The organism is Rhizobium sp. CSW-27 (genome assembly GCF_018760785.1).
GTDB lineage: Bacteria > Pseudomonadota > Alphaproteobacteria > Rhizobiales > Rhizobiaceae > Neorhizobium.
Window position 1 is genome coordinate 262,129 of sequence record NZ_JAHHZO010000003.1, and the last position, 16,135, is coordinate 278,263.

Here is a 16,135-nt window from a genome sequence, read left to right on the forward strand (position 1 = left end):
TTTCTTGTTTTATCGGTTGTCCGCCAGGATCATCTGGGCTGCTTTTTCGGCAATCATGATCGTCGGCGAATTGGTGTTACCGGATGTGATGGTCGGCATGATCGAGGCGTCGGCAATCCGCAGCCGGTTGAGGCCCCGCATCTTCAGCCGCGGATCGACCACACTGTCGGGATCGGCCCCCATGCGGCAGGTGCCGACCGGGTGGAAGATCGTCGTGCCGATATTGCCGGCGGCCTCCATCAATTGCTCCTCGCTCTCGTAAGCGGGGCCAGGCTTGTATTCCTCCGGTCGGAACTTCGCGAAAGAGGGCTGCTGCGCGATGGTGCGGGCGAGCCGGATCGCTTTGACCGCCACCTGCCGGTCGCTTTCGGCGGAGAGATAATGCGGGGCGATCGCCGGCTGGTGGGCGAAATCCGGCGAGCGGGCATGCACCGAACCGCGGCTCTCCGGCCTCAGATTACACACACTGGCGGTGACCGCCGGGAAGCGGTGCACGGGATCGCCGAACTTGTCGAGCGAGACGGGCTGGACGTGGAATTGCAGGTCCGGCGTTTCCTTTTCCGGTCCGGAGCGGGTGAAGATGCCGAGCTGGCTCGGCGCCATCGACATCGGCCCCGAACGGCGCAGCAGATATTCGAGCCCGATCGCCGCCTTGCCGAAGAGGGCGGAGGCCTTCTCGTTCAGCGTCGGGACACCGGTCACCTTGAAGACGACACGAAGCTGCAGATGGTCCTGCAGATTGTTGCCGACGGCAGGCACCTCCCGGACGACGTCAATGCCGGCCTTCCTCAATGTCACCGGATCGCCGACGCCGGAAAGCTCAAGGATATGAGGCGAACCGATGGCACCGGCCGAGAGCACCGTTTCCCGGCGCGCCAAAAACCGCTTGGTCACGCCATCATGGCGGACCTCGACGCCGGTGACGGCATCGCCCTCAATGATCAACCGCTCGGCATGGGCCTTGGTGAGGACGGTCAGATTACCCTGCGCCAGCACCGGCTTCAGGAAGGCCTTCGAGGTGTTCCAGCGGATGCCGGAGCGCTGGTTGACATCGAAATACCCACTGCCTTCATTCGTGCCGCGGTTGAAATCCGCCGTTTCCGGAATACCGGCTTCCTTGGCTGCCTGTTGGAAAGCTTCCAGCACCGCCCAGCGCACGCGGGCGCGCTCCACGCGCCATTCGCCGCCTGCGCCATGCATCTCGTCGGCGCCCTTGTAGAAATCCTCCGAGCGGCGGAAGATCGGCAGGACGTCGTCCCAGCCCCAGCCCTCGCAGCCCATCTGGCGCCACTGGTCGTAATCGCGCGCCTGGCCGCGCATGTAGATCATGCCGTTGATCGACGAGCAGCCGCCCAAAACCTTGCCGCGCGGATAGTTGAGCGAGCGGCCGTTCAGCCCCTCTTCCTTCTCCGTGGTGAAACACCAGTCCGTGCGCGGATTGTTGATGCAGTAGAGATAACCGACGGGGATGTGAATCCAGTGGTAATTGTCGTTGCCGCCGGCTTCCAGAAGCAGGACGCGGGTGTTGCGGTCTGCCGCCAGCCGGTTGGCGAGCACGCAGCCCGCCGAGCCGGCGCCGATGACGATGTAGTCGTAAGTCTGCATGGCCCCCACTCCACAGGGAACCGTTTCGACGGGCGCTTTTTGCCCGCAAAGCGGCAGTCATTTCCAAGGTTTTCAAAGGTCCGGGACAGGCGGCCCCGAACAAGAGGGATTCCGGTCAGTGACGGTGATCGAGCCCGAGCCGTCGGCCAAGCCGCGAGGCATAAAATTCACCAACGATGCCACGGCGGAACACGAGCACGCAGACCATGAACACGACGCCGGTGATGATGGTGACCGGGAAACCGGTCGTGGCGAGATAGTTGCCAAGCGCGACGATGAAACCTGCCCCGACAATCGGCCCGAACATGGTGCCGATACCGCCAAGAAGCGTCATCAGGATCACCTCGCCGGACATCTGCCAGGCGACATCCGTCAGTGTCGCGAACTGGAAGACCAGCGCCTTCATGGCGCCTGCAAGCCCGGCGATCGCGGCGGAGAAGACGAAGGCACCCAGCTTGTAGCGCTGCACGGAATATCCGAGCGAGATGGCACGTGCCTCGTTTTCACGGATCGATTTCAGGATCATGCCGAAGGGCGAATTGACGAAGCGCCAGATCAGGAACAGGCCGAGCAAAAACGTGCCGGCCACCGTGTAATACATGGCGAGCGGCTGGTTGAGATCGATCAGCCCGAGAAGATGGCCACGCGGCACGGACTGGATTCCGTCCTCGCCCTTGGTGAATTCCGCCTGCAGACAGAAAAAGAAGAACATCTGCGACAGCGCCAGCGTGATCATGGCGAAATAGATGCCCTGCCGGCGGATGGCGAGCGCGCCCATGACGAAACCGAGGGCGGCGGCACCGGCGACACCCGTCAGGATGCCGAGTTCCGGCGGAAAACCCCATTCCTTCACCACATGGGCGGTGAAATAGGCGGCTCCACCGAAGAAGGCGGCGTGCCCGAAGGAGAGAAGCCCCGTATAGCCCAGCAGCACGTTGAAGGCACAGGCAAACAGCGCAAAACACAGGACCTTCATCAGGAAGATCGGGTAGACGAAGAAAGGGACCGCGAGCAGCACGCCGAGCGCGACAACGCCGAGGACGAGCTTGAAGCCGGAGGCGGAGGCCGGATCGGCCTTGTCGGTTCCGGCAAGCACTGCGGGTGCGGTGGAAGAACTGCGGGCCATGGTCAAGCCTCCCGTCCGAAGAGGCCAGCCGGCCGGATGAGCAGAACGATCGCCATGATGACAAAGATCACGATATTGGATGCCTCCGGGTAAAAGACCTTGGTGAGCCCTTCGGCGATGCCGAGCATATAGCCCGTGACAATCGAGCCCATGATGGAGCCCATGCCGCCGACGACGACCACGGCAAAAACGACGATGATGATGTTGGAGCCCATCAGCGGCGAGACCTGATAGACGGGTGCGGCGAGCACCCCGGCAAAGGCAGCAAGCGCGACGCCGAGGCCATAAGTGAAGGTGAGCAGCACCGGCACGTTGACGCCGAAAGCCTGGACGAGCGTCGCATTCTCCGTCGCTGCCCGAAGGTAAGCGCCGAGTTTGGTCTTTTCGATCAGGAACCAGGTGGCGATGCAGACGACGAGCGACACGATCACGACCCAGCCACGATAGATCGGCAGGAACATGAAACCGAGGTTCGTCCCACCGGCAAGCGCCGAGGGCGTCGCATAGGGCTGGCCGGAAGCGCCGTAGACATAACGGAAGGCGCCTTCGAGCGTCAACGCCAGGCCGAAGGTGAAGAGCAGGCCGTAAAGCGGATCAAGATCATAAAGCCTGCGCAAAAACAGGCGCTCGACCACGGCCCCCAGCAAACCAACAATAACCGGTGCGAGGATCAACGCTACCCAGTAACCGATGCCGGCGAAGGTGAGCAGAAGATAAGCGGTGAAGGCCCCCAGCATATATTGCGCTCCATGCGCAAAATTGATCATGCGCAGGAGGCCGAAGATGATCGCAAGGCCGAGCGACAAAAGCGCGTAGAAGGAGCCGTTGATCAGGCCGATCAGCAACTGGCCGAGCAATGCCTGCAGGGGAATGCCGAAAATCATCGTCATGGCATCACACTCCCAGAACCTTGTGCAACATGTCCATGCGCTCCGGCAGTTCCCCGACCGGGAATTCGGAAACCATCTGGCCATGATCCATCAGATAAAACCGGTCGGCGACACGGGCGGCAAAGCGGAAATTCTGTTCGACCAGCACCACGGTCATGCCGCGCTCCTTGAGTTTCTTCAGCACCTCGCCAATGCGCTGCACGATGACCGGGGCGAGCCCTTCTGTCGGTTCGTCGAGCAAGAGAACCTTGACGCCGGTGCGCAGGATGCGGGCGATCGCCAGCATCTGCTGTTCGCCGCCCGAAAGCCTCGTACCGGGGCTGTTGCGCCGTTCGTAGAGGTTCGGGAAGAGTTCGAAGATTTCTTCAACTTTCATGCCTTCGCCGACCGAGGGTGGCAGCATGAGGTTTTCGAGGACGTTGAGCGAGGCGAAGATGCCACGTTCTTCCGGTACATAACCAAGCCCATGATGCGCCGTGCGGTGCAGCGGCACCTGCATCAGGTCGCGGCCGGCGAGCCGGATCTCGCCCTGGCGTTTGCGCAGGATGCCGACAATGCTGCGCAGCGTCGTCGTCTTGCCCATGCCGTTGCGGCCGAGAATGGTGACCATCTCGCCCTCGCCCACCTGCATGTCGACACCGTGCAGGATGTGGCTTTCGCCATACCAGGCGTTCAGGCCGCGAATTTCGAGAAGTGCGGTCATCTCACGCCTCCTCCGTGCCCATGTAGGCGGTGCGCACGCGTGGATCGCGGCTCACCGTCTCGTAATTTCCTTCGGCGAGAATCTCGCCCCGCTGCAGCACCGTCACATGATGGCAGAGATCGGCCACCACGGAGAGATTGTGCTCCACCATCAGCACCGCACGGGTTTTTGCGACCTCCCGGATGAGGTTGGCGATCGTGCCGATATCCTCCTGGCCCATGCCGGCCATCGGTTCATCGAGCAGAAGCACCTTCGGATCGAGCGCGAGCGTCGTGGCGATTTCCAGCACGCGCTTCCTGCCATAAGAAAGATCGGCGGCCAGTTGATCGCGTTCGCGCGTCAGGCCGACAGAGCAGAGGAGATCCTCCGCCTTGCCATTCAGACTGTCGAGCGCCGAGAGCGGCCGCCAGAACTGATGCGCCAGATTGTGGTTGCGCTGCAGCGCGACGCGCACATTGTCCAGCACCGATAGATGTGGGAAGACGGCGGAGATCTGGAAGGACCGCACCAGCCCCATCCGTGCCACCTTATCGGGGGCAGTCCGGGTTATGTCCTGGCCCATCAGGGTGATCTTGCCGGCGGTCGGCTGCAGGAACTTGGTCAAGAGATTGAAGACCGTCGTCTTGCCTGCCCCGTTCGGACCGATCAGCGCATGCACTTCGGCATGGCGGACGTCGAGATCGACATCCCTGACCGCGGTGAAAGCTCCGAAATCCCGGCGCAGACCGCGGGCGGACAAGACCACCCGCGGCTCCGGCCGCTGTTCAGCGAATGCGTTCGTCATCAGCGCTTTCCGGCTTACTTCACGAGATCGCAGCCGCTCTTGGCCGGATCGATATAGGCTTCCTTGCCGGGGATGGTGGCGAGCACGTTGTAATAATCCCACGGCGCCTTGCTGTCGGCGGGCTTCTTGACTTCCAGCAGGTACATGTCGTGAATCATGCGGCCGTTCTTGCCCACCGTTCCGCCGCGACCGAAAACGTCATCGACCGGCAGTTCATGCAGCACCTTGGCGACCGCTTCCGTCTCGTCGGTGCCTGCCTTTTCCACCGCCTTCAAATACTGCAGGACGGCGGAATAAGTGCCGGCATGGATCATGTTCGGCATCTTGCCGGTGCGTTTCATGAAGCGCTCGCCGAACTTGCGGCTTTCCTCATCGCGGTTCCAGTAGAAACCTTCCGTCAGCGTCAGGCCCTGTGCCGCCTGCAGGCCGAGACCATGGACCTCGGCGAGCGTGAAGAGAAGCGCCGCGAGGCGCTGGCCGCCCTGGGTGATGCCGAATTCGGCAGCCTGCTTGATGGCGTTCTGCGTATCGGCGCCGGCATTCGCAAGACCAACGACCTTGGCGCCGGACGACTGCGCCTGCAGCAGGAAGGACGAATAATCGGTGCTGGCAAGCGGGTGGCGGACGGAGCCGACGACCTTGCCGCCGTTCGCCTTGACGAAATCGCTCGTCTGCTGCTCCAGCGAATAGCCGAAGGCATAGTCGGCCGTCAGGAAGAACCAGCTGTCGCCGCCCTGCTTGACGAGCGCGCCGCCGGTGCCGACGGCCAGCGCATGCGTGTCATAGGCCCAGTGGAAACCATAGGGGCTGCACTGCTTGCCGGTGAGTTCCGTCGTTGCGGCCCCGGTGACGATGTCGATCTTCTTCTTTTCCTTGGCAATCGCCTGTACGGCGAGCGCCACCGACGAGGTGGTCAGCTCCATGATCGCATCGACCTGGTTGGTATCGAACCACTGGCGCGCGATGTTGGAGGCAATGTCGGGCTTGTTCTGGTGGTCGGCATCGACGATCTCGACCGGCACGCCCAGCACCTTGCCACCGAAATCCTCGACCGCCATCTTGGCGGCCTCAACGGACGATTTACCACCGAAATCCGCATAGACGCCCGACTGGTCGTTCAGGATGCCGATCTTGACCTTTCCATCGGATGGGGCGGCCACGGCAGAGGCCGCGCCGGCCACGACAAACGCGGCGGACGCCAGAAGCATTTTGCGCATAATCGATCTCCTCCCAGAGATGCTCAAACAGACAATGACTGTTCAGAATTGACGAGTGTTCTCCTCAAAACACCGCCGACAACTGATCATCCGGCATCCATGGAATTGACGCAACCCAGATCCCGGACTAATTGCAAACAGGTTCTGTTCATTTTTGAACAGATGGAGGAGGTCAATGCGAACGCCGTTCACCTGGGACGACCTGCAGTTCTTCCTGGCGGTTGCCCGCTCCGGCCAGTTGTCCACGGCAGCCCGCCAGTTGCGCACCAGCCATGCCACCGTTTCCCGGCGCATCGACCGGCTGGAGTTTTCGCTGAAGGTAAAACTCTTCGAGCGCAATCCGCGTGGTTACGTGCTGACCCCTGTCGGGCACCGGTTTGTCGAGACGGCGGAAAAGGTGGAGCAGGAAGCGGAACGGCTGCAGGAGGAAATTTCCGGCAGCGCGACGCTGCAGCGCGGCGTGGTGCGCCTTTCGGCACCTGAAGGCTTTTCCAACTTCTTTCTGGCGCCGCGACTGCAGGACCTGACGACACGTTACCCGAACATCTCGCTCGAACTCGTCACCATCCAGCAGATCATGTCGCTGTCGCGCAAGGAGGCGGATCTGGCTGTCGTGCTCGATCCGCCCAAAGCCGGTCCCTATTACTTCGAGCCGTTGACCGGATACCAGCTGCGGATTTTCGGCAGCGAGGACTATCTGGCAAAGCATGGCGAGCCGGCGGCGCCGGAGGACCTGCTGTCGCATGCCTTCATCGGCTACATTCAGGACATGATCTTTGCGCCGGGACTCGATTATCTCGGCGACATACACCCCCGCATCCGGCCGGGTTTCCAGAGTTCCAGCATCTTTTCGCAGCTGACCGCCACCCGCAACGGGCTGGGCCTGTGCGTGCTGCCGATGTTCATCACGCAGCAATATCCGGAGCTGCGCCCGGTGCTGCGGGAGGTGGTGCTGCAGCGCCAGTACTGGCTGGTCTGCCACCATGATCTCCTGCAGGTGGCACGGGTGCGTTCGGTGATGGAATTTCTGCGCAAGAGCATCGCCAGCAATGCCGAGGCCTTCTCCCCGTCCCTGCCGGTTCGTCCCGGGCACGCGGCGACGGGTTCCGCAATCGCCGCGGCGGCGCCATTCTTGTGAGCCGAACGCCACGATGATAGGGCTGAAAGACATGCCGCCGGCCGCAACAGGCGTGCGCATCACAGGAGGTCCTTGTTGAAAGCCAGCGCCCCCATTGGCTTGGGTTCCATTGAGACGGTGCCCCTGCATGAAATTGTCTATCAACGGCTGAACCGTGCGCTGATGTCCGGCCAGATCAAGCCCGGACAGAAGCTGACTTCGCGCAAGCTCGCCGTCGAGCTTGGAACGAGCGACATGCCGGTTCGGGCTGCCCTTGCCAAGCTTCAGGCGCTGAAGGCCCTCGAACAGCTGCAGAACGGCTCGCACGTGCTGCCGCCGATGACGCGCACCCGTTTCGGCGACCTGACGAAAAGCCGGCTGATCTGCGAGCCGGCTGCCACCCGGCAGGCGGCCGGGCTGATGTCGAAGACGCAGCTGAATGCCACGCGCAAGGCATGCCACGCGCTGACGCAGGCCGCGCGCGACCAGGATATCGACGCCTACCTGCTGCACAATTACGAATTCAAGTTCAGCATCTACCGCGCCAGCGGCATCGAATCCCTGCTGTTCCTCATCGAAACGCTATGGCTGCAGATCGGCCCCTTCCTGAGGCAGTTCTCGGGACAGTTCGGCGGAGATCTCGCAGGCATTCTGGATATCGACTATCACGAGGAAGTCGTGGCCGCACTGGAGCGGCAGGAGGGCGATGCCGCCGCCGCACTCATCGGTCGCGACATCGCGGAAGGTGCCGATTATCTTCTGGCACATGCCCGCTTCGCCTGAGGGCGCCGCTTCGCAAGCGAATTCGCGGGCCAGCATCCGGCGTCAGCTGAAATGCGGCGAGACGGACGGGACAGGGCAAGGCATCAGGCGGAGGAACGCAGCCGGCTTTCCACCAGAAGGCCGCCTTCATCGAGAATCGGATGCGCAACGGAAACGACGTGTGCATTGATCCGCTTCAGATCCCGCAGCAGGTCGAGATGCAGGGAACTCGTCTGCAGGCTTTCGAGAAGCCCCTCCTGCAAGCGACGCAGATGCCGTTCGGCGGAGTCCTTTTCCATCCGCCGCACCTCGACCTTGACCTCCATCATCTGCCGGGCAAGACCGCTGTCGCGCGTCACGAAAATGGTCTGGGCAACGCGCAGATTGTCCAGGGTGAGATCCATGAGGCGCCTCAGTTCCGCATGGCCTTCCTCCGAAAAGGTCAGGCCGAGCGATATCTTCTTGATCAGCTGAGGCACCAACCCCTTCTCGATGATGTCGCCGATATGCTCGAGATTGATGGCGTAATCGATGATGTGGATCGAGCGGCGGCTTTCTTCTTCAGCAAGACCGATGCGGGCGAGCTGCGACAGATAGACCTTCACCTCCTGCTGCAGCATATCCACCCGCCGTTCAAGCTGGCCGATTTCGGCAAGCGGCCCCATGTCGTTGCTGCGCAGCGCGTGCGAGGTCCTTGCCAGCATCCGCTCGATCAGGTCTCCCACGCCAAGCACCTCGCGGGTGGCATTGGTCAGCGCCATCACGGGCGTCGACAGTTCTTCCCGATCGAGATATTTCGGCGCGAAATCCGGCTTCACCTCCTGCGGGATCAGTTGCGCCATCCACGACGACAGGAGCGAGGACAGCGGCCAGGCCACGGCCGCCAGCGCAAGATTGAAGGCCAGATGCGCATCGACCGCAAACATGCTGGCGGGCGTCGGGATCCGCTCCAGCCACGCCCCGGCATAGCCTGCAAAAGGCAGCACGGCGAGGCAGCCAAGGCCCCGGACGATGAGGTTGCCGAGCGTCACGCGCCGCGCCGAGGCATCGCCGCCAAGCGAGGCGATGAAGGGCGGAACGGCGCCGCCCAGATTGGCGCCGAGCACCAGAACCAGCATCAGATCGGCTGGAATGGCACCCGTCGCGCCAATCGACAGGATCAGCACAACGGCCGCCAGACTGGAGGAGGATATAAAGGCAATCGCGGCCGTCAGCACCAGCGCCACCGGCCAGGCATTGTCCAGCAGGCCGATGAAGGCCAGCAAAGCGGTCGACTGGCGCAGCGGTTCCGTGGCGGCGCTCATCAGGTGCAGGGACAGAAGCATGATGCCGATGCCCAGCAAGGCGGCTCCGAGCCCCTGCCGACTGGTAGAACTGGACCGGTAAAAGCCGATGCCGGCCAGGATCAGCACCGGCGACAGCCAGCTGATGCCGAAGCCGACGATCCAGGCCGTGACGGCCGTTCCCACATTGGCGCCGAGCAGCACGACCTGCGCCATGCGCGGCTTGATGAAGTCGCGCTCGACGAAGGAGGCGGCCATCAGGGCGGTGGCCGTCGAACTCTGCAGCGCAAGGGTTGCCAGAAAACCGGACAGGAACGAACGCGGGCCGGTGCGCGTCCCGGTGGAGAGACCGCTGCGCAGCCGTGCCCCGAAGGCGCGCGAGACGCCGTCCTTGACCTGGGACAGACCAAAGATGAGCAAGGCCACGGCGCCGAACAGGTTTATCATCACCACGGTGGAATTCATCAGCCCGGCCATCTCCATCATGCGCGGTTCTGGCGTGTTGAATTGCCTGCAGTTCCGCCGGTTCCAGCCTCCGGCGGGACGTCTGGTTCCACGCCTGCCGCAGCAGACCCGCAGGAGCCGACGGACGTCTTCAGCGCATCATCACGTCACTCGAAAGTTCAGCTTATACCAGGCGCGCCAGATTGCACAGCTGTTCAACGACCTGCAGTCACTGACGCACGGCACCTGCTGGCCGGCAACTCTCATCGCCAACCGTACCGGCAGGCACCATGTCCGCGCCACGGCGCCTGCCGGCAACCGTTCAACGCTGCGGCAGGCGAAGCGTTGCCTGAAAGCTGGACTTATCGTCAGCGGGAAGGCAGGCCAGATCGAGGCGCCCGCCCATCTGGCTCATCAGGCGATCGACGATCGCCAGCCCCAGACCGGAGCCGGGCGTGGCGGGCGAGCCACGGCGAAAGCGCTGGCGAAACACATTCACGTCCGCCTCCGGCAGCGCGGCACTGGCATTTTCGACAATCACCAGCCCGTCCGCCAGCAGCGAGGCCCGGATCGGATGCCCCGGCAGGCCATGCCGTGCGGCGTTCTCCAACAGGTTTTTCAGCGCGATGGCGAAGGCATCGGGATCGACCCGGCGCAGAAGAGCCTGTCCTGGCGGTTCCCTGCGCACCTCCACCGCAGCCGACGGGTGAGCGCGCTGGAAGTCCCCGAGGACAAGATCGAAGATCGGCACCAGATCCACCGCCTCGCTCGACAGGCCGATGCCGGCCTCGGCACGGGCCAATTGCAGCAGCTTTTCCAGCATGGTGGAAAGCCGGCGCAGCCCCTTCAGCACCTGTTCCGCGCGTGGCCGGGCGGCACTTGCCTGCAGTTCGCGCACAAGAAGCTCCGCCTGCGCCAGCGCGCCCGCCACCGGCGTTCGCAATTCATGGGCACTGTTGGCAGCCAGATCCCGCTCCGCCTGCAGGGCCGTTTCCAGGCGCTCCATCAGCTTGTTGATGGAGCGCGATATGGGAGCCAGCTCCTTCGGCAGATCGGGCAGTTCGATCGGCGCCAGATTCGCACCGTCCCGTGCGGAGACCGCGTCGAGCAGGCGCTCGACCGGGGCCACGGCGCGGCGGATGATCCACCAGATCGCCAGCATGCCAAGCGGCAGGATCACCATGATCGGAACGACGAGGGCAAAGGCCCCCTCCCGCGACGCCTCCCGGCGATGATCGAGCGAATCCGTCACCTGCACAAAGAGGTTGCCGCTGACGGTCTCGGCCGTGAAGACCCTGTGCCTTGCATCGCTCCAGAAACCGGGCCGCAGCGGTGCGGCATAGGGGGCGGAGGGCGCATTGGCCGAGTGCAGCAGTACCCGGCCGGATGCATCCCGCAACTGGTAGGTCAGATAGTCATCGCGGACATCGTGCCGGGTATCGTTGACGCGATACGGCTCCTGCCGCGCCTCGCGCCGGTAAAGATCGTCGACGAGCAGCGGAACCAGACGCTCGGTGGTTTCCTGCAGGGCGCTGTCGAAGACCTCATCGAATTCCTCGCGCATCACATGCGCGCCGAGCAGCACCGCCAGCACCCAGAACAGGCACAGCAGACCGGACAGGGACAGGATCAGGCGCCGGGCAAGACTGTAGGGGCGGTCAGACATGCGGCGAGATCCGGTAGCCGAGGCCGCGAACGGTCTCGATGACATCCCTGCCGAGCTTGCGCCGCAGACGGCTGACATAGACCTCGACCGTGTTGCTCTCCACCTCCGCGCCGAATTCGTACAGCGCATCCTCGAACTGCGCCTTGGAGACGATGGCCTGGCGACGGCTCAGAAGCCGGTCGAGCAGCGCCCATTCACGCGCCGACAGGCCGATATCCCGGCCGTCCTCCCCGACGATCCGCCGTTCCGACGGATAGACGCGAATGCCGCCGAGGCTGACCTCCGGCAGGACACTGGCGCCATATCGCCTGGTAACGGCATGGATGCGTGCCTGCAACTCTCCCAGATCGACGGGTTTCACCAGATAATCATCCGCACCGGCATTCAGGCCGGCGATACGCTCGGAAACCTGATCATGCGCCGTCATGATGATGACGGGCGTAGCGTCACGCCGCGCGCGCAGCCCCTTCAGGATGTCGAGACCGTGGCCGTCGGGCAGTCGCAGATCGAGAAGCACCAGATCGAATCGCGCCGCGGCGAGACTGTTCTCAGCGTCCTCTGAGGTCCGGGCCCAGTCCACGGCATTGCCCAGGCGCGCCACATGCGTGCGAACGGCATCGCCCAGAAGCTCGTCATCCTCGACCAGAAGCACACGCACGCTCTTTCTCCCCACTCTTCGCCGGCGCTCCCCTCATGCAGGCCGAAAGCTGACATCCTGCTGAACGACGCCGCCAAGGGTCTCATTTCATGCGTTCAGGCAGCTGTCAGCTTCGACTTTCATGGTTTCACCGTCAACAACCCACCCGAGGAAGATCGCCATGCGTATTCTGATCGCCGCTCTTTGCACCGTCATCTCCGTCTATGGCACGGCATTTGCGGCAGACAAATGCTCCGTCCCGACATCGGACTGGCAACCGCGTGAAGCCCTGAAGACGAAGCTGGAAGGCGAAGGCTGGAAGGTGCGTTCCATCAAGGCGGAGGACGGCTGCTACGAGGCCTATGCCTTCGATGCCGGGGGAAGGAAAGTGGAAGCCTATTTCAACCCGAGGACCTTCGAGCGGATCGATGCCAGAAGCGGAGAATGACGGTGCAGAAAACTGTCAAGGTCTGGAGCCCGGCCATCCGGGTCTTTCACTGGAGCCTCGCGACCTGCATCGCTGTCGCGTGGCTCACCTCTGAAGGCTTGCGCAACCTGCATGAATTCTTCGGTTATGCGGCGGCCTGCCTGATTGCGTTTCGCCTCGCGCTCGGCCTTGCCGGCGGTCGTTACGCCCGCTTTGCCCAGTTCGTCCGCTCGCCCGGCCATGTGCTGGCCTATCTGCGCGACGTGCGACAACACCGCGAGGCGCGTTATCTGGGCCACAACCCGCTCGGCGCCGTGATGGTGATGTTCCTGCTGGCGCTGATAGGCGCTATCGCCCTGACCGGCTGGATGCAGACGACTGATGCCTTCTGGGGCGTGGAATGGGTGGAGGAAACCCATGAGGCGGCGGTGAACATGCTGCTAGTCGCCGTGGTCCTGCACCTGCTGGGCGTCATCCACGCCGGCCACCGGCATGGCGAAAATCTGGTGCGGGCCATGATCACCGGGCGCAAGCGCGCGCCGGCCGGCTCCGACAAGGCATGACTGCGCAGACCGAAGGCGCGATGCCGTTCCCCCATCCGGCGTCGCGCCGGCCTTGTCTCCCACCGCCACAGCCCCCTTTCAGGCTCCTGTCAGGAAAGACGGCAAGATGGGAGAAGATGATCCTTCCGAAGCCAATGGCGTGCGATGACCTCCAGTACCCTGCCCCTTCCGGCACCTCCAGCACAGTTCTGCTTCTCGCCACGTCGGCTTCTGGCCCGTGTCCTGCTGGCGCTGCTGATTGCCGCTGCACTTCTCGGTGCCTATTTCGGCTTTCTCCAGATCACCGGCAATTTTGCGCCGGTGATCGCCGGCGAAGTCTATCGCTCGGCCCAGCCGACGCCTGCCGATATCCGCCGTTACGCAGAACGGTACGCGATCCGCTCGATCATCAATCTGCGCGGCAAGAATGATGGCAAGGCCTGGTATGACGGGGAGGTGGAAATGGCGCGTGCGCTCGGCATCCAGCATTTCGATCTGGGCATGAGCGCTCGCAGGCCCGTCAGCTGGGCGCAGATGGAGCAGCTGATCCAGCTGATGCGCGACGCGCCGAAGCCGCTGCTGATCCACTGCAATGCCGGCGCGGATCGATCAGGCCTCGCCTCTGCACTCTATCTTGCCGCGATTGCCGGGGAGCCACCGGAGAGTGCGGCCCGGCAACTGTCCTTCTACTTCGGTCATATCCCGGTACCCGTACGCCCTGAATATGCGATGGACCGCAGCCTTGCCGCGGCAAGGGACTGGCTGCCGCAGACCGCAACCACCATCGCCCGCTAACCCCGCCCGGCGCAGCGGAGAGGCCGGCAGCTCGGCGGCAACCTCCGCCTGCTCGTCACCCGGCCTTCGCCACCACCACGCGAAACCCGTTGCCGCGCCAGAAACCATCGGGCTCCAGGCTGCCGCGATAGGTGGTGCAGGCCTTCTGCCAGCCGCTGCTGAAGCAGCCGCCGCGCAGCACCCGGCGGATCGCGGGGCCGGCATCTTCCGCCTCGCGGCCATCCTCGGCGTAAGGGTAGCGGAAATGCGGGGTCGCCATGTCGTCACCCCACAGTGTCGTGCACCATTCCCACACCTGCCCCGCCATGTCGAAACAGCCATAGGGGGAGCGCCCCCTGGCAAACAGGCCCACGGTACAGGTGGTGTTGAAGCCCGCCTCCTCGGAATTGGCTGAATCCTCCTGCCAGTGCTGGCCCCAGGGATAGGTGATGGCCTCGCCCCGATCCGGCTGGTCGCCGCGCGCGGCGCGCTCCCATTCCGGCTCGGTCGGCAGGCGCACGATCTCGTTCGCGCCGATGCGGCCCTCGGCTTGCCAGCGTGCCGTCAGCCAGTCGCAATAGGCCATGGCATCGCGCCAGGTCAGATCGGTCGCCGGCGCGCTCAGCCGTTCGGCATCAAACCCGTCGGGGCTGCGCCAGAGCCTGCCCGTCTCGCGGACGAAGGCGCCATAGCTGCGATTGGTCACCGGATAAAGGCCGATGCGGAAGGCCGGCAAGGTCAGCGCATGCGGCGGGGCGGAATTGGGATGGGTGTTCGCACCGAAGGTGAAGGTGCCGGCCGGCACCTCCGCCAGCGCCTCCAGATCGCGCGGATCGCCCCAGGCAGACAGCCTGCGCCCGGCCCGTTCGCGCTCCACGGCGGTCAGCGCGCCTGTCGTGACGATCATCAGCAGCCGGTCCTTGACGGCGTCCCTCAGCACGGGCGCCATCTCGAATTCGGAGGCGAGCAGCGCGCCGCGCAGCGCCGCCTCTCCTTCGCCCGTGATCAGCTGTTCAACCAGCGATGCCGCCTTTCCGGACCCGGCAAGACGCGCGGCGATGCTGCGCAGCACGGGTGCATAGAGCGACGGCTGGCGGCGGAAGGGTTCGACGGCCGCGTCTGCCGGCTCGCCGGAAAGGTGACGCGCGGCGAGCAACTGGCGCACGCGCTGTACCGGCAGAAGATCGGCTTCCTGCAGCTTGCCGCTCAGGGCATCCGCCGCCAGTCCGCAGATGAGACGCGCCGTCTGCGGCTCGCCGGCAATGCGGTCGAGCCAGGCATCGGTGATGTCCTCGGCCGTTTCGGAGGCCGTGGCGGCCGAAAGCGCCATGGCAAACTGGGCTGGATTGGCCGCAGCCGCGCCAAGGCCGATGCGGCTTTCCCGCACGTCGAGGCCGGCAAGCCTCTTCGCCGCCGCGATGCGTTGTGTGGCCAGAAGCGGAAGCAGCGCATGACGGACGAAGGGCGCGGGCGGCACGAGCGCGGCGGTGGCCGCCGTCTCGGCAAGCGCCAGGAGACGCACGCCACGGAACTGCGCCTTAAAGCGGGCGGCATCCTCCAGCAGCTGGCGGGCGCCGGCGCCGACGATCTCCAGCCCGTCGAGCACGATCAGCAGGCTGTCCTCGCCGCTCACCCAGTCCTCGGCAGACAGCAGCGCCTCGATGCCCGGCATGCGCGCTTCCAGCAGGGCGTAGAAGCGCCTGGAGGGCTTCAGCGTCACGCAGAGCGGCAGCACACGGGCCCTGCCGGCAGGCTCTCCCGCCGGCAACCAGGCTTCGTCCCGGACAAGCCCGAATTCGTTGCGCACCACCGGCTTCGGCGCAAGCCCGCCCTCGGCAAGGCCGAGCGCCAGATGCCGGGCAAAGGTGGTTTTCCCGCTGCCGATCTCGCCCACCAGCAGCAGGGCGTCATGATCGCGCGCCATCTCCAGCGCCGAGAAATAGACCGGCGGCTCGGGCTCGGCCTGCTCCTTCAGCTTGCGCAGGCCCTTGGCGGCCTTGTCCTCCTCGGTGAAATTCACCAGCAGCGGAATATAGCCTTCGGCAAGCGTTGCCACGCTGCCATCCGGCCGCGCCATCAGGGGGGACGGACCAAGGGTCAGGGCATGGTCGAGAAGCACCTGCCGCAGACGGTCGACGCGCGCGATCATCGTGTGTCT

At 64.1% G+C, this 16,135-nt stretch carries 15 protein-coding genes; 5 read left to right on the top strand and 10 right to left on the bottom strand.

All coding sequences use genetic code 11. The features are described from left to right. Positions 1-9 precede the first annotated feature (9 nt). From KLP42_RS07890 to KLP42_RS07915, 6 genes are all read right to left on the bottom strand, one after another. Positions 10-1,605, bottom strand: coding sequence for a GMC family oxidoreductase (locus KLP42_RS07890; RefSeq protein WP_215565666.1), 1,596 nt, complete (start codon positions 1,603-1,605; stop codon positions 10-12). Positions 1,606-1,720: 115 nt separating this feature from the next. Further along, positions 1,721-2,731 (bottom strand): branched-chain amino acid ABC transporter permease, encoded by a 1,011-nt coding sequence (locus tag KLP42_RS07895; protein WP_215565667.1) that lies wholly within the window; start codon positions 2,729-2,731, stop codon positions 1,721-1,723. 2 nt (positions 2,732-2,733) lie between these two features. Next, positions 2,734-3,621 carry a branched-chain amino acid ABC transporter permease gene (locus KLP42_RS07900; protein WP_215565668.1) on the bottom strand — a complete coding sequence of 296 codons (888 nt, stop codon included), beginning with the start codon at positions 3,619-3,621 and terminating at the stop codon, positions 2,734-2,736. A gap of 4 nt (positions 3,622-3,625) precedes the next feature. Next, positions 3,626-4,324 carry an ABC transporter ATP-binding protein gene (locus KLP42_RS07905; RefSeq protein ID WP_215565669.1) on the bottom strand — a complete coding sequence of 233 codons (699 nt, stop codon included), beginning with the start codon at positions 4,322-4,324 and terminating at the stop codon, positions 3,626-3,628. Position 4,325: 1 nt separating this feature from the next. Then, complete coding sequence (locus tag KLP42_RS07910) at positions 4,326-5,108, bottom strand: ABC transporter ATP-binding protein (RefSeq protein ID WP_215565670.1); 783 nt, start codon at positions 5,106-5,108, stop codon at positions 4,326-4,328. Between the two features lie 14 nt (positions 5,109-5,122). Beyond that, a complete protein-coding gene (locus tag KLP42_RS07915; RefSeq protein ID WP_215565671.1) occupies positions 5,123-6,325 on the bottom strand; it encodes an ABC transporter substrate-binding protein in 1,203 nt (400 codons plus the stop codon). Between the two features lie 175 nt (positions 6,326-6,500). Here KLP42_RS07915 and KLP42_RS07920 point away from each other — a divergent pair, with 175 nt between their 5' ends. Together KLP42_RS07920 and KLP42_RS07925 are read left to right on the top strand one after the other, a co-directional pair. Then, on the top strand, positions 6,501-7,463 hold the full coding sequence (locus KLP42_RS07920; RefSeq protein WP_215565672.1) for a LysR family transcriptional regulator: 963 nt from the start codon (positions 6,501-6,503) through the stop codon (positions 7,461-7,463). 75 nt (positions 7,464-7,538) lie between these two features. Further along, on the top strand, positions 7,539-8,225 hold the full coding sequence (locus KLP42_RS07925) for a GntR family transcriptional regulator (RefSeq protein ID WP_252192839.1): 687 nt from the start codon (positions 7,539-7,541) through the stop codon (positions 8,223-8,225). Between the two features lie 83 nt (positions 8,226-8,308). Here the strand turns inward: KLP42_RS07925 and KLP42_RS07930 are convergent, their stop codons facing one another. The 3 genes from KLP42_RS07930 to KLP42_RS07940 all read right to left on the bottom strand — a co-directional run bounded on the left by KLP42_RS07930 (position 8,309) and on the right by KLP42_RS07940 (position 12,255). Then, positions 8,309-9,952: a Na/Pi cotransporter family protein gene (locus tag KLP42_RS07930; protein ID WP_215565878.1), complete on the bottom strand. Its 1,644-nt coding sequence runs from the start codon at positions 9,950-9,952 to the stop codon at positions 8,309-8,311. Between the two features lie 301 nt (positions 9,953-10,253). Beyond that, positions 10,254-11,597 (bottom strand): sensor histidine kinase, encoded by a 1,344-nt coding sequence (locus KLP42_RS07935; RefSeq protein WP_215565673.1) that lies wholly within the window; start codon positions 11,595-11,597, stop codon positions 10,254-10,256. Next, positions 11,590-12,255, bottom strand: coding sequence for a response regulator transcription factor (locus tag KLP42_RS07940; RefSeq protein ID WP_215565674.1), 666 nt, complete (start codon positions 12,253-12,255; stop codon positions 11,590-11,592). Before KLP42_RS07940 ends, KLP42_RS07935 begins: the two co-directional genes overlap by 8 nt. A gap of 160 nt (positions 12,256-12,415) precedes the next feature. On the opposite strand from KLP42_RS07940, the gene KLP42_RS07945 reads away from it, so the two are divergent. From KLP42_RS07945 to KLP42_RS07955, 3 genes are all read left to right on the top strand, one after another. Then, the gene (locus KLP42_RS07945) at positions 12,416-12,682 is read left to right on the top strand and encodes a PepSY domain-containing protein (RefSeq protein ID WP_215565675.1); all 267 of its coding nucleotides are present in this window, start codon (positions 12,416-12,418) and stop codon (positions 12,680-12,682) included. After that, positions 12,679-13,224, top strand: a complete 546-nt coding sequence (locus KLP42_RS07950) for a cytochrome b/b6 domain-containing protein (RefSeq protein WP_215565676.1) — start codon at positions 12,679-12,681, stop codon at positions 13,222-13,224. Before KLP42_RS07945 ends, KLP42_RS07950 begins: the two co-directional genes overlap by 4 nt. A 144-nt stretch (positions 13,225-13,368) precedes the next feature. Beyond that, positions 13,369-13,998: a dual specificity protein phosphatase family protein gene (locus KLP42_RS07955; protein WP_215565677.1), complete on the top strand. Its 630-nt coding sequence runs from the start codon at positions 13,369-13,371 to the stop codon at positions 13,996-13,998. 55 nt (positions 13,999-14,053) lie between these two features. Here KLP42_RS07955 and KLP42_RS07960 read toward each other — a convergent pair whose 3' ends face one another. Continuing rightward, on the bottom strand, positions 14,054-16,126 hold the full coding sequence (locus KLP42_RS07960; protein ID WP_215565678.1) for an SUMF1/EgtB/PvdO family nonheme iron enzyme: 2,073 nt from the start codon (positions 16,124-16,126) through the stop codon (positions 14,054-14,056). Positions 16,127-16,135: the final 9 nt, after the last annotated feature.

Coding starts and splice junctions, on each gene's coding strand:
- KLP42_RS07950 (WP_215565676.1), top strand. CDS start 12,679: ATGACGGTGCAGAAAACTGTCAAGGTCTGGAGCCCGGCCATCCGGGTC.
- KLP42_RS07915 (WP_215565671.1), bottom strand. CDS start 6,325: ATGCGCAAAATGCTTCTGGCGTCCGCCGCGTTTGTCGTGGCCGGCGCG.
- KLP42_RS07910 (WP_215565670.1), bottom strand. CDS start 5,108: ATGACGAACGCATTCGCTGAACAGCGGCCGGAGCCGCGGGTGGTCTTG.
- KLP42_RS07900 (WP_215565668.1), bottom strand. CDS start 3,621: ATGACGATGATTTTCGGCATTCCCCTGCAGGCATTGCTCGGCCAGTTG.
- KLP42_RS07920 (WP_215565672.1), top strand. CDS start 6,501: ATGCGAACGCCGTTCACCTGGGACGACCTGCAGTTCTTCCTGGCGGTT.
- KLP42_RS07890 (WP_215565666.1), bottom strand. CDS start 1,605: ATGCAGACTTACGACTACATCGTCATCGGCGCCGGCTCGGCGGGCTGC.
- KLP42_RS07955 (WP_215565677.1), top strand. CDS start 13,369: ATGACCTCCAGTACCCTGCCCCTTCCGGCACCTCCAGCACAGTTCTGC.
- KLP42_RS07895 (WP_215565667.1), bottom strand. CDS start 2,731: ATGGCCCGCAGTTCTTCCACCGCACCCGCAGTGCTTGCCGGAACCGAC.
- KLP42_RS07930 (WP_215565878.1), bottom strand. CDS start 9,952: ATGAATTCCACCGTGGTGATGATAAACCTGTTCGGCGCCGTGGCCTTG.
- KLP42_RS07945 (WP_215565675.1), top strand. CDS start 12,416: ATGCGTATTCTGATCGCCGCTCTTTGCACCGTCATCTCCGTCTATGGC.
- KLP42_RS07935 (WP_215565673.1), bottom strand. CDS start 11,597: ATGTCTGACCGCCCCTACAGTCTTGCCCGGCGCCTGATCCTGTCCCTG.
- KLP42_RS07905 (WP_215565669.1), bottom strand. CDS start 4,324: ATGACCGCACTTCTCGAAATTCGCGGCCTGAACGCCTGGTATGGCGAA.
- KLP42_RS07960 (WP_215565678.1), bottom strand. CDS start 16,126: ATGATCGCGCGCGTCGACCGTCTGCGGCAGGTGCTTCTCGACCATGCC.